The sequence below is a fragment of the Streptomyces sp. R44 genome, from assembly GCF_041053105.1.
Taxonomy (GTDB): Bacteria; Actinomycetota; Actinomycetes; order Streptomycetales; family Streptomycetaceae; genus Streptomyces.
Window position 1 is genome coordinate 6347495 of record NZ_CP163444.1, and the last position, 12621, is coordinate 6360115.

10 protein-coding genes are annotated in these 12621 nt (G+C 73.8%); 7 read left to right on the forward strand and 3 right to left on the reverse strand.

The window, feature by feature from the left end; all coding sequences use genetic code 11:
* The first annotated feature begins 31 nt into the window (after positions 1–31).
* Entirely contained in the window at positions 32–691 is a 660-nt protein-coding gene (locus AB5J54_RS29550) for a histidine phosphatase family protein (protein ID WP_369146941.1), read from the forward strand.
* 12 nt (positions 692–703) lie between these two features.
* On the forward strand, positions 704–1612 hold the full coding sequence (locus AB5J54_RS29555) for an ADP-ribosylglycohydrolase family protein (protein WP_369146942.1): 909 nt from the start codon (positions 704–706) through the stop codon (positions 1610–1612).
* A 68-nt stretch (positions 1613–1680) separates the two neighbouring features.
* Here AB5J54_RS29555 and AB5J54_RS29560 read toward each other — a convergent pair whose 3' ends face one another.
* Complete coding sequence (locus AB5J54_RS29560) at positions 1681–3219, reverse strand: MFS transporter (protein WP_369146944.1); 1539 nt, start codon at positions 3217–3219, stop codon at positions 1681–1683.
* A 147-nt stretch (positions 3220–3366) separates the two neighbouring features.
* Here AB5J54_RS29560 and AB5J54_RS29565 point away from each other — a divergent pair, with 147 nt between their 5' ends.
* The 3 genes from AB5J54_RS29565 (at position 3367) to AB5J54_RS29575 (ending at position 5660) form a co-directional block, all read left to right on the forward strand.
* Positions 3367–3984, forward strand: coding sequence for a TetR/AcrR family transcriptional regulator (locus AB5J54_RS29565; RefSeq protein ID WP_369146945.1), 618 nt, complete (start codon positions 3367–3369; stop codon positions 3982–3984).
* 219 nt (positions 3985–4203) lie between these two features.
* On the forward strand, positions 4204–4914 hold the full coding sequence (locus AB5J54_RS29570; protein ID WP_369146947.1) for a ribonuclease HII: 711 nt from the start codon (positions 4204–4206) through the stop codon (positions 4912–4914).
* 107 nt (positions 4915–5021) lie between these two features.
* Positions 5022–5660, forward strand: a complete 639-nt coding sequence (locus AB5J54_RS29575) for a hypothetical protein (protein WP_369146948.1) — start codon at positions 5022–5024, stop codon at positions 5658–5660.
* 102 nt (positions 5661–5762) lie between these two features.
* Here AB5J54_RS29575 and AB5J54_RS29580 read toward each other — a convergent pair whose 3' ends face one another.
* Positions 5763–6392, reverse strand: a complete 630-nt coding sequence (locus AB5J54_RS29580; RefSeq protein WP_369146949.1) for a hypothetical protein — start codon at positions 6390–6392, stop codon at positions 5763–5765.
* A 228-nt stretch (positions 6393–6620) separates the two neighbouring features.
* Positions 6621–8804 carry a RecQ family ATP-dependent DNA helicase gene (locus AB5J54_RS29585; RefSeq protein WP_369146950.1) on the reverse strand — a complete coding sequence of 728 codons (2184 nt, stop codon included), beginning with the start codon at positions 8802–8804 and terminating at the stop codon, positions 6621–6623.
* Between the two features lie 142 nt (positions 8805–8946).
* Here AB5J54_RS29585 and AB5J54_RS29590 point away from each other — a divergent pair, with 142 nt between their 5' ends.
* Together AB5J54_RS29590 and AB5J54_RS29595 are read left to right on the forward strand one after the other, a co-directional pair.
* Positions 8947–10410, forward strand: coding sequence for a DUF4192 domain-containing protein (locus AB5J54_RS29590; protein WP_369146951.1), 1464 nt, complete (start codon positions 8947–8949; stop codon positions 10408–10410).
* A 115-nt stretch (positions 10411–10525) separates the two neighbouring features.
* On the forward strand, positions 10526–12601 hold the full coding sequence (locus AB5J54_RS29595) for a glycogen debranching N-terminal domain-containing protein (protein WP_369146952.1): 2076 nt from the start codon (positions 10526–10528) through the stop codon (positions 12599–12601).
* The last annotated feature ends 20 nt before the right edge of the window (positions 12602–12621 follow it).

The following is a 12621-nucleotide window of genomic DNA, read 5'->3' on the forward strand; positions in this document are numbered from 1 at the left end:
CTGCCGGAGAGGGGCGATCTAGGGTCGGGGTATGGCACGACCGCGGCGCATCGTTCTCGTACGGCACGGAGAGTCCGAGGGCAATGCCGATGACACGGTGTACGAACGCGAGCCCGACCACGCCCTGAGGCTGACCGAGACCGGGTGGCGGCAGGCCGCGGAGACGGGGGAGCGGCTGCGGGAGCTCTTCGGGGACGAGCCGGTCAGCGTCTACGTCTCGCCGTACCGCCGCACCCACGAGACCCTCCGGGCCTTCCGGCTCCCCGCGGAGCGGGTACGGGTGCGGGAGGAGCCGAGGCTGCGGGAGCAGGACTGGGGCAACTGGCAGGAACGGGAGGACGTACGCCTGCAGAAGGCCTATCGGGACGCGTACGGGCACTTCTTCTACCGCTTCGCGCAGGGCGAGTCCGGTGCCGACGTGTACGACCGCGTCGGCGCCTTCCTGGAGAGCCTGTACCGCAGCTTCGAAGCGCCCGACCACCCGCCCAACGTCCTGCTCGTCACCCATGGGCTGACCATGCGGCTGTTCTGCATGCGCTGGTTCCACTGGACCGTCGCGGAGTTCGAGTCGCTGTCGAATCCCGGCAATGCCGAGACCCGCACGCTCCTGCTCGGAGAGGACGGCAGGTACCGCCTGGACAGGCCGTTCGAACGCTGGCGTACCCCGGAACCGTACGGCCCCACCGGATAGAGTGGCAGACCGATGACCGCTGACTCCTCACCCGACCGGCGCTTCGACCGCGCCCTGGCCAGCCTGCGCGGGCTGTCCGTGGGAGACGCCCTGGGCTCCCAGTTCTTCGTACCCGCCCACTACCCCCTGCTGAAGCGGCGCGAGCTGCCCGCCGGCCCCTGGCAGTGGACCGACGACACCGAGATGGCCTGCTCCGTCCTGGCCGTCCTCGCGCACCACCACCGGATCGACCAGGACGCCCTGGCCCTGTCCTTCGCGGAGCACCACGACTTCGACCGGGGCTACGGCCCCGCGGTCAACCGGATGCTCCGGCTCATCCGGGAGGGCGGCGACTGGCGGGAACTGGCCGCCGCGCTCTTCAACGGACAGGGCTCCTGGGGCAACGGCGCCGCGATGCGGATCGCCCCGCTGGGAGCCTGGTACGCCGACGACCCCGAGCAGGCGACCCACCAGGCCGAGATCTCCGCCTACACCACCCACCAGCACCGGGAGGCCGTGGTCGGGGCCATGGCCGTCGCCGCCGCGGCCGCGCTCGCCGCGGACCCGGCCGGGCCGCCCACGCCCGAGGCGCTGCTCGACGGCGTCATCGCCCTGGTGCCGCGCAGCGCGGTCGGCGCGGGTCTGCGCAGGGCCCGCGACATGCTCGACTACGGCGACGCCGGCACGGTCGCCGCGGTGCTCGGCAGCGGACGGCGGACCAGCGCCCACGACACGGTCCCCTTCGCGCTCTGGTCGGCCGCGCGCGGGCTGGGCGACTTCGAGCGGGTGTTCTGGACGACCGCGCAGGTCGGCGGCGACGTCGACACGACCTGCGCCATCGCCGGGGGAGTGGTCGCCGCCGCGGCGGCCGGCACGCCGCCGGAGGAGTGGCTGCGGCAGACCGAGGACCTTCCGGGATGGGTTCCGGACGGCACGGACTGAGACGGGCGCTGTCCCCCGCCCCGACGGGGGCGGGGGACAGCGGCGTGATCAGGTACGCGTGCGCGTGCTCAGGCCACCGGGCCCGCGGCCTCGGCGCGGCCGCTCAGCGCCTCCAGGTCGCTCTTGCGGACCCGGATCACCAGGACGGCCGTGACCAGGGCGATCAGCACCATGCCGACGGCGGCCGTGAAGGCCGAGGAGATGCCGGAGGTCAGCACCTCGTGGCCCCAGGGCGCGGGCAGCTCCCTCGCCTGCAGGGCCTCGGCCTGCTCCTTGGCCGTCGAGTGCGCGAGGAAGTCCGGCAGCTGCTTCTCGCTCTCCTCGCGGCTCGCCGTGCCGAAGACGGTGACCAGGATGGAGAGGCCGAGCGAGCCGCCGACCTGCTGGGTCGCGTTGAGCAGACCCGAGGCGGCGCCCGCCTCGTGCTGGGCGACTCCGGAGACCGCCGTGAGCGTGAGCGTCACGAAGTTGAGGCCCATGCCGAAGCCGAACACGACCATCGGGCCGAGCACCCCGCCGACGTAGCTGCTGTCCGACGAGATGAACGTCAGCCAGAAGAGCCCGACGCCGGTGAGCGTCGCTCCGGTCACCATGAACGGCTTGGGGCCGAGGACCGGGAGCAGGCGCTGGGCGAGGCCCGCGCCGACGCCGATCGCCAGGGTCACCGGGAGGAAGGCGAGTCCGGCCTTGACCGGGTTGTAGCCCAGGACGTTCTGCACCCACAGCACGATGAAGAAGAACATGCCGAACATGGCGGCCGACAGGCTGAGCATGATGACGTACGTGCCCGAGCGGTTGCGGTCCGCGAACATGCGCAGCGGGGTGATCGGCTCCTTGGCGCGCGACTCCACCACGGCGAAGGCCACGAGGAGGACCACCGCGGCGGCGAAGGAGCCGATGGTCAGGCCGTCCTTCCAGCCCTTCTCGGACGCCCGGATGAAGCCGTAGACCAGCGCGGCCATGCCCAGCGTCGACGTCGTGGCGCCCGCGATGTCGAAGCGGCCCGGGTGGCGCTCGGACTCGGCTATGTAGCGCGGGGTGAGGAAGGCGATCAGCAGGCCGATCGGCACGTTGACGAAGAAGACCCAGCGCCAGTCGAGCCACTCGGTGAGCGCTCCGCCGGCGAGCAGCCCGATGGCGCCGCCACCGGCGGAGACCGCGGCGAACACACCGAACGCCCGGTTGCGCTCCGGCCCTTCGGGGAACGTCGTGGTGATCAGCGCGAGCGAGGTGGGCGAGGCGATCGCGCCGCCGACGCCCTGCAGAGCCCGCGCCGCGAGCAGCTGCCAGGGCTCCTGGGCGAAGCCGCCGAGCAGCGAGGCGAACGTGAAGAGCAGGATTCCGGCCATGAACACCCGGCGGCGGCCGAGGATGTCGCCGGCACGTCCGCCGAGGAGCAGCAGACCGCCGAAGGTGAGCGTGTAGGCGCTGAGCACCCACGACAGGTCGGTGGTCGAGAAGGAGAGCGCGTCCTGGATGTGCGGCAGCGCGATGTTCACGATGGTGGCGTCGAGAACGACCATCAGCTGGCAGGCGGCGATGACGGTCAAGGCGATGCCCGGCCGACCTGCGGCGCGGGCTGGCTCGTCCTTGGTCTGTGTGTCCACCGGAGAAGTTGTCACTATGGATCCCCCACGGAAGAATTAGTGAACGCACCCGTTCACTGTTCGCCACGGTAGTGAGTCCCCCTCAGTGAACGCAACCGTTCACTGAGCACTGCCGACAAATCGAATCGCGTCAACGGAGAGATCCTGATGGTTACTTCGCGCTCCACGGCCGCCGCCCGGCCGGAGGGGGCGGCGCTGCGACGCCGCGGCCCCGTGCTCGAGCGGGCGATCCTGGAGGCCACGCTCGACCAGCTGGGCAGTGTCGGCTGGAGCGGCCTCACGATGGAGGGTGTCGCGGTCGGTGCGCAGACGGGCAAAGCGGCGGTGTACCGCCGGTGGCCGTCGAAGGAAGACCTCGTCGCGGATGCCCTCCAGGCCGGACTGCCGACGCTCGACGAGGCTCCGGACACCGGTCGTGTGCGTGAGGATCTGTATGAGCTGTGCCGCCAGGTCCGGGACGTCATGTACTCCAAGCCCGGCTTCGCCCTGCGTTCCGTGCTTCACGAATGCGATGCCGAGGCTGCCGAGCGATTCCATGGGCTGATCGAGACGGGTGTGATCGAACCGTCCAAGCGTCTCTTCCGGGATGTGCTGCGGCGCGGAATCACGCGCGGAGAGGTGCGCGCCGACGCGATCGACGATCTCGTCCTCGATGTCATTCCCGCCATGATGATGTACCGGTCCAAGGTGTGCGGAAGCGAATGGCCGGACCATGAGATCGCCGATGTCATCGACCGGATCATGGTGCCTCTGCTGCGTGCCTGATCAGGTTTGGGAGCGGGTTGGGAGCGGCTGGGGGGCGGCTCGGGGACGACGGCTCGGGGGTGGCTCGTGGGTGGCTTGGGGGCGGCTCGGGGTCCTCCGGGACGGGCAGGGTGAGGGGCTGCCGGGTGAGGATTCGGGCCGGCTGCGACCGGCCTCCGGGCGTCTGTGGCGAATCCGGGTATCGCGGGTGGCATCAGGCGGCGTAACCTGTCTGGCGCCATGCCGTACGAACCTCCCACCCACACCGTCGAGCGGTCGCTCCGAGCCACCACCGGCGCCAAGATCGTCGCCGGGGTCGACGAGGTCGGACGCGGGGCGTGGGCCGGCCCCGTCACGGTGTGCGCGGCCGTCACCGGCCTTCGCCGGCCCCCCGAGGGGCTCACCGACTCGAAGCTGCTCACCCCCAAGCGCCGGAACGCCTTGGCCGCGGAGCTCGAGGGCTGGGTCACCGCGTACGCGCTCGGCGACGCCTCTCCGCTGGAGATCGACGAACTCGGGATGACCGCGGCCCTGCGGCTCGCGGCCGTCCGAGCCCTCGAAGGCCTCCCCGTGCGGCCCGACGCGGTGATCCTGGACGGCAAGCACGACTACCTCGGCAGCCCCTGGCGGGTCCGTACGGTGATCAAGGGCGACCAGTCCTGCGTCGCCGTCGCGGCCGCCTCCGTCATCGCGAAGGTCCGGCGCGACGCCCTCATGGCGGAGCTGGAGGCCGAGGGCGGCCCGTATGCGGCGTATGCCTTCGCCGCCAACGCGGGCTACCCTTCGCCGGTCCACAAGGCGGCGCTCGAAGAGCTGGGGCCCACCCCGTACCACCGACTCTCCTGGTCGTACCTGGACGCGCTGCCCCAGTGGCGTCACCTCAAGAAGGTCCGCCTCTCCGCCGAGGCGGCCGCGCTGGAGAGCGGGGGCCAACTCGGCTTCGACTTCTGAACTTCCGGTCACGGGGGCCCTGTCCGAGGGCCGTCCACGCGGCCGGGGTGCACATGTGTGCCCACCCGCCGGTGCTCCGCGCAGCGGCGTTTGATAGACATCCATTCATGCCTCTCATCCCCGAGGAGCCTCAGATTCACGAGAGCGCCCAGGGTCCCCGCGCCACCGCGGCCGCCGGCCGCCCCGCGTCGACCCCCCGTCCCGTACCCGGCCCGCGTTCCGCGGCCTCTCCGCGTCCCGGACGCCCCGGTCCCGGCCCGGCCAGGCCCGCGGCGCCGGCACCGCACCCCAACCCCGGTGCCGGGCAGTCTCCGGCCAAGCGCCCGGAGAATCGTTCCGACCAGCGGACCACTCCGCAGCTCCAGCTGATCCCGGCCCCGGTCGACGGCGCGCTCGACGCCGCCGAGGAGGCCCTGGACCTGCTCCTGGAGAGCGGGCGGGCGCCCGGCGAGATCCTGGTCCTCACCACCGGTGACCCGCACCCGTGGGCGGCCCACGAGCTGTCCTTCGGCGAGGCCGCCTACTGGGCCCAACAGGACAGCGCCGACGACGTGTTCTTCGCGGACGCCGCCGCCGTGGAGCGGGCCTCCGCCCGCCCCGTGGTGATCGTCGCCGTCAACGGCGGAGACGAGGAGACGGCCGCCCGGGCCCTTCCTTCGGCGATGACCCGCGCGGGCGCGCTGCTCGTCGTCTGCGGTGACCCGCAGCGCATCACGGCGCTCCTCGGAGCCGGCGCCGGCGTCTGAACCGGCTCCGGCGTCTGACCGACCGCCCCTCCGCCGGCCCCCACCGGGCCCGGCGGGGGCCCGGTGCGATCTAGCCTTGGCGGCCTGTCGCGGCCCGCGTGATCAGCGTGCGGCCGCCCGGCGCAGGGGTTCGGTCGCGCCGCTCGCGGTTCTCGGTGTGAGCAGGCCGAGTTCGGCCGGCCCGTCACCCAGCGGCAGGGGCAGCGAGTCGGAGCTCGGCCGCCGGCCTCCCCGGCCCTCGCCGAGCACCTGCCAGCCTCCTCCGGTCAGCGTGATGTACGCGCCGCAGCGGAGTCCATGCAAGGTGCAGGCGTCCCGGAGCCCCCACATCCAGGCTCCGTCCTCCTCCGTCCAACGCTCGTCGCCCTCGCGGCAGTACAGCAGGACCGCGGTCCGCACGGGCGCGCGTCTCCGGAGGTCATGGGGAATGACCCGCCGCAGATGCGCGAGCAGCGCGTTGCGGAACTCCCAGCCGTCCGCCGCGACGGGGCGGCGGACGAACGAGGCGCTGGCGGCGAGCCGTTCCTCGTGGTCCAGGACGGCGATGACCGCCGTCGAGGGCGTGGGCGCGTGCCGGGAATGAAGGCCGCTGACGACCTCACGAGGGTTGCCTAGCAGGGGAATCCCCGCCGCGGCCCACTCGGCGGGTTCGAGCATCCGAGCGAGGCGGCTGGCGGACTGGGACGACGATCTGAGCGAGGCGGCTGTGGGCGGAGCGAATCCGAGGGTCACGGTCCTCCCTTCGGATACGCGCCCGCTGGGCGGGCAAGGTCGGGTGAGGGCGCACCACAGCACAGTCCTTCCGGACCGCTGACGGGCCGTGCGGGGCGGTTTCCCAATTCTTGCGGGCCCGTGCGCGAGCGGCAACGAGCAATTGAGACCGCTGACGGGATTGAGTCGGTATGCCACTCATATCCCTGCCCAGTTGCCCATTGTTCACTCCCCGTTCCCCCTCCTGTTTCACCCCTGGACGGCGAGCACCAGCGGAAACACCCCTTCCGCTCCGGCCCGTCGCAGCAGCCGCGCCGCCACTGCCAGCGTCCAGCCGGTGTCGGAGAAGTCGTCCACCAGGAGAACAGGACCGCCCGCGCCCGCCAGACGCCCCGCCAGGTCCGGAGGGACCGTCAGGGTCCGCTGCAGACCGACGACCCGCTGGGCGCTGTTGGTCCGCGAAAGCCGGAGATCCTCCGCCTCCGGCGCGTACTCCACCACGCCGAGGAAGGGCATCCTGCCGATCTCCGCGATCCGCTGCCCGAGCGAACCCACCAGACGCGGCCTGCGGTGGGAGGCGACCGTGACCACACCGGCGGGCCGGGCCGGCGCGTCCGGCGCCCCGGAAGCCCAACCGCCCGGTCCCTTGGCCCAGTCCGCCAGGACTTGCACCACGGCCTGCACGACATCGTCCGGCACCGGCCCGTCCGGTGTGCCGTCGGCCAGCAGCGGACGCAGCCGGTTGCCCCAGCCGATGTCCGAGAGCCGCCCCAGGGCCCGGCCGGCGAACGACTGCTCCCCGGGCGGAATACGACCCTTCAGGTCGACCCCGACCGCGGCGAGCCCGGTGGGCCACATCTTCCGGGGCTCGACCTCCACGCCGGGCCGCCCCAGCTCGCCCTTGGCCGCGTCCAGCGCCGTCTCGGACACCTTCGGGTCGAACCTGCTCCCCGCGCAGTTGTCGCAGCGACCGCACGGAGCGGCCTCCTCGTCGTCCAACTGACGCCGCAGGAACTCCATCCGGCACCCGGTGGCCGCCGCGTAGTCGCGCATCGCCTGCTGCTCGGCGGCCCGCTGCCGCGCCACCCAGGCGTACCGCTCGGTGTCGTACACCCAGGGTCGCCCGGTGCTCTCCCAGCCGCCCTTCACCCGGTGCACCGCGCCGTCCACGTCCAGGACCTTGAGCATGGTCTCCAGCCGGGTCCTGCGCAGCTCGACCAGCGGCTCGAGGGCGGGCAGGGACAGGGGCCGGCCGGCCTGGGCGAGCACGTCGAGCGTGCGGCGCACCTGCTCCTCAGGCGGGAAGGCCACCGAGGCGAAGTAGCGCCAGATCGCCTCGTCCTCCTGACCGGGCAGCAGCAGCACCTCGGCGTGCTCCACCCCTCGCCCGGCCCGGCCGACCTGCTGGTAGTACGCGATGGGGGAGGACGGCGACCCGAGATGGACCACGAAACCCAGGTCCGGCTTGTCGAAGCCCATGCCGAGGGCCGAGGTCGCGACGAGCGCCTTGACCCGGTTGGCCTGCAGATCGTCCTCGGCCTGCTGCCGGTCGGCGTTCTCCGTCCGGCCGGTGTAGGAGGACACGACGTGCCCGCACTGGCGCAGGTAGGCGGTGACCTCGTCGGCCGCTGCGACCGTCAGCGTGTAGATGATGCCGGAGCCGGGCAGCTCGCCGAGATGGTCGGCGAGCCAGGCCAGGCGGTGTGCCGCGTCCGGCAGTCTGACCACGCCCAGGCTCAGGCTCTCCCGGTCGAGCGGCCCGCGCAGGACGAGGGCGTCCGTGCCCGCGGCCGTGCCGAGCTGCTCGGCCACGTCCGCCGTCACCCGGGCGTTCGCCGTGGCCGTGGTGGCCAGCACCGGAACGCCGGCGGGCAGGTCGGCCAGCATCGTCCGCAGTCGGCGGTAGTCGGGCCGGAAGTCGTGGCCCCAGTCCGAGATGCAGTGCGCCTCGTCGACCACGAGCAGCCCGGTGGCGGCGGCGAGCCGGGGGAGCACCTGATCGCGGAAGTCGGGATTGTTGAGCCGCTCCGGGCTCACCAGGAGCACGTCCACCTCACCGGAGGCGACTTCCTCTTGGACCGTCTCCCACTCCTCGGTGTTCGACGAGTTGATCGTCCGGGCGCGGATGCCCGCCCGGGCCGCCGCCTCCACCTGGTTGCGCATGAGCGCGAGCAGCGGGGAGACGATCACGGTCGGGCCGCTGCCGCGCTCACGGAGCAGCGACGTCGCCACGAAGTAGACGGCCGACTTGCCCCAGCCGGTCCGCTGCACCACCAGGGCTCGGCGCCGGTCGGCGACCAGGGCCTCGATGGCCCGCCACTGGTCCTCGCGCAGTCTGGCCCTGCCGGTCGGGTCGGAGACGAGACGGGCGAGCACGGCATCGGCGGCGGCTCGGAGTGCGGCGCGGTCTTCCAGCGGGGCTGCTTGGGTCATGCCTCCATGCAACCCGATGCCTCGGACATCGCGCGAATGAGAGAGCGAACCTGTGGACAACTCGGCGATGGGGCGGATGCCCCGTTCCAGGAGTTATCCACAGGGGTTTCGGATTTCGGAAGATCGCGAGACGGTCCTGACCATGAACGCGAATCACCACGAATCCAGTGGACTCTCCCGTACCCAGCGAATCACCCTGCGCGGCCCGGCGGAGCTGGCCGACGCTCTGCCCTTCGTGCTGGGCTTCCATCCCACCGACTCCGTCGTCCTGGTCGCCCTCCACGGCGAGCACGGCCGCTTCGGGGGCCGGGTCAGGCTCGGAATCCCGCGCTCGCCCCGGGAGTGGGCGTCCACGGCGGACCACCTCGCCGAGTGCCTCGTCGAGGGAGGTGCCCGGTCCGGCGCCCGGCCGGACGGCATCGTCGTCTTCCTGTGCCAGGACCCCGCGCCGGGCGAGACGGGCCGCAGGGTCATGGAGCGGCTGCGGCCCTTCGCACAGCGACTGCGGACCGCCTGCGGGGCCCTCGACATCCCCGTCTACGAGGCCCTGTGCATCTCCGACGGGCTGTACTTCTCGTACTGCTGCCCCGACCAGCGCTGCTGCCCGCCCGACGGCACCCCGCTCGCGCTCAGCGGCACCTCGGTGATGGCGGCGGCCGCCGCCTACGCCGGAATGCAGGTGAGGGGCTCCCTGCGGGACATGGAGGCCCGGCTGAAGCCGCGCGGCGGGCCCGCGGACGAGGAGCAGCGTGCCGCTCTCGACGCGGCCGCGACCTCGATCGTCCCCCGGATTCTCGAAGGAGCCGAAGAGCGGGGACGGAAAGAGGTGCGCGAAGGGACGCTGCGTCTCGCCCGCGAGGTCCTCCGCCGGTTCGTGAACCCGAAGAGGCCGGAGAACCCGGGCAGCCCGGAGGAGGCGAGGGGCGCGGCCGGCGCGGTGGGTGCGCTGGGCACGGCGACTCCGGTGCGGCAGGTCGCTCCCGGCCGGCCCGCCGGTGCCACGGCCGCGGACGACGCGGCGGACGACGCCCTGATCACAGCTGACGAGGCGGCCGCTCTCGTCCTCGGCCTGCAGGACCGGGTCACCCGGGACCGCGCCGCCGAGTGGATGGAGGGCTGGGAGGGGACAGCCGCCCTGAGGCTCTGGCGCGTACTCGCCCGGCGCTGCGTCACGCCCTACCAGGAGTATGCCGCCGGGCCCCTCACCCTCGCGGGCTGGACGGCCTGGTCCACGGGCGACGAGCCGAGCGCCCGGGTCGCCCTCGGACTCGCCCTCGACGCCGACCCGAAGTACGTCTTCGCCCGGCTGCTGCACCAGGCGTGCAACGAAGGCCTCGACCCCGAGTCGCTCCGTTCCTGTCTGAGGAGCGAGCGGGATGCCCGGGCCGCCTCGGAGCAGGAGGCCGCGTCGCCTTCCCGGCGGGTCCGGATGCGGGCCGGCCGCCGGCCGGGCACCCCGCTGAGCCTCAGGAAGCCAGGGCGTCAGACCGGTGGGGGCGAGCGCCGGGCGAGGGCCGGGGTCCGCCCCGGCGGGCCCGCCACCGGGAGGCCGGCGAGCGGGACTCCGCGGCCCGGCGGGCAGCGCGGCTCCAGGAGTGGCCGATGACGACCGTGACCCGGCCGCCCGCAAGCGCGTTCAGCTCTCTGGCGGAGTCGCACGAACCGTCCCGCCGACACCCCGCCGGCCGACCGGTTCGCACAGAGAGCACCCCGTACCCGCCATGGCTCCCAGCCCCGTCCCGGCCCCCGGCCGCCCCACCACCCAGTCGCCCGGACCCGCCTCCGGACACACGTCCGGTGCCGGCATCGCGTTCCCGCGCGCGACGCGGCCCCCGGAACTCCCCTCGGTGCACGGTGCGCTCGTCTGCGTGGCCCTGCCCGCCCTCGCCGTCTGCGCCGAGCACGGCCAGCTCACCGGGGAAGGACCCGAGGGGGTGTACGAGGCGGGGCGGCGGCTCCTGTCCCGCTGCGTCCTGCGGGTGGCGGGACGCGAACCGGTCGCGCTCCAGGGCCGCATGGCGGCCGCCGACCGGGCGGTGTTCCTCGGGGTCCTCCGCGTCCCCGGGGACGCGGGCCCCGACCCCGCCCTCACCGTCGAACGCACCCGGAGCGCCGACGGCACCGAACGGATCACCCTGCGCAGCGCCGCGGCACGGCCGCTGCGGCTCCCCGTGGAAGTCGCTCTGGGGACGGATCTCGCGGACCTGGGCGCGGTGGCGTCCGGGCGGACCGGCCCCGACATCGCCGCGAGCGTCCACGGCACCGGACTGCGGTGGACCGGCACCGACGGCCGATCCGTCGCCGTCACGGCGGACCCGCCGCCCATGGACTCCTTGGCGGCGGCGGGAGTGCTGCGCTGGGAAGCCGAGCTGGCACCGGGAGCGGCCTTCACCCTCCGGCTGCGCGTGCGAGGGGCGTCGGCCGCCCGGCCCACCGCCTCCACGGGTGCCGGCTCGGGGCGGCCGGGCGGCCACCTCCTGGCCGAGGCCCGCGCCGAGGGCGACGACCCGCGGCGGGGAGAACTGCTCCGCGCCTCCGTCGAGGACCTGCGGGCCCTGCTCCAGCGCGACCCGGCCAACGCCGCGGACGTGTACCTCGCGGCCGGTGTCCCCTGGCGGTGCGGACCCGTCACCTCCGAAGCGCTCTGGGCGGCCCGTATGTCCCTGCCCCTCGGCACCCGGCTCGCCGCCACCACCCTGCGCGCCCTCGGACGCACCCAACTCTCCGGCGGCGGAGCCGAGTCCGGCCGCCTCCAAGGGCCCCTCAGGGACGCGGGCCCGCACCTCCCGCCCCGCTGCACCGGCATCGAAGCGACCCTCGCCTTTCCCGTCGTGCTCGCCGAGGCCCGCCGCTGGGGGCTCCCGTCCGCGGACCTGGAGGAGCTGCTTTCCGTGGCGGAGCGCTGCCTCGACTGGCTCGGCCGTACGGCCGGCCGGAACGGCCTCGTGCCGGACCCGGGGCCCGCCGGGCCCTGGCGGGCCGAGACCCAGGCGCACGCCCACCGCGCCGCCGTGCTCGGCGCCGACCTCCTCGACGACTGCGGACGGCCCGGGGGAGACGCCCTGCGCGAAGCGGCCAGGACCCTGCGCGAGCGGTTCCGGCGGGAGTTCTGGCTCGACGACCCGGCGGGCGGCCGCCCGGCCGTCGCCCGCGCACCGGACGGCCGGACCTGGCCCCAGCTGGGCGGCTGGGCCGCGCACCTGCTCGACACCGGGCTGCTGGGCGGCGGCCGGTACGCTCCCGGCCTCCTGGGCGCGACGCAGACCGAACAGGTGGCCCGGCTGCTCGGCACCCCGGCGCTCGACTCCGGCTGGGGGCTGCGCGGTCTCGGGACGAAGGAGCCGGGGCACAACCCCTTCGGGCACCGCGCCGGAGCGGTCCGGGTGCACGAGACGGCGGTCGCGGTGGCGGGTCTCGCCGCCGCCGGGCACGAGAAGGAGGCGGCCTCCCTGCTGCGGGGGCTGCTGGACGCGGCGGAGGCCTTCACCCACCGGCTCCCCGAGATGTACGCGGGAGAACAGCGGACAACGGGCGGACGCCCGGTGCCGCACCCGGCGGCGTGCCGGCCGGCGGCCGTCGCGGCCGCCGGGGCCGTCCAGGCGCTGCTCGCCCTCGCGGGCGTCCGGCCCGACGTGCCGGGCGGCTCCGTCTCGGTGCACCCGCTGGCCTCGGCCCCGCTCGGCGCGATCCGTCTGTCGGGGCTCGTGGTCGCCGGAGAACCCTTCGCCGTGCGGGTCGGCAGGCTGGGTCTCGGTATGGTCGAGGAGGCCGCAGAGGGCCTTCAGCTGGGGGTGTGACGGGATGCCGGACACGGAGA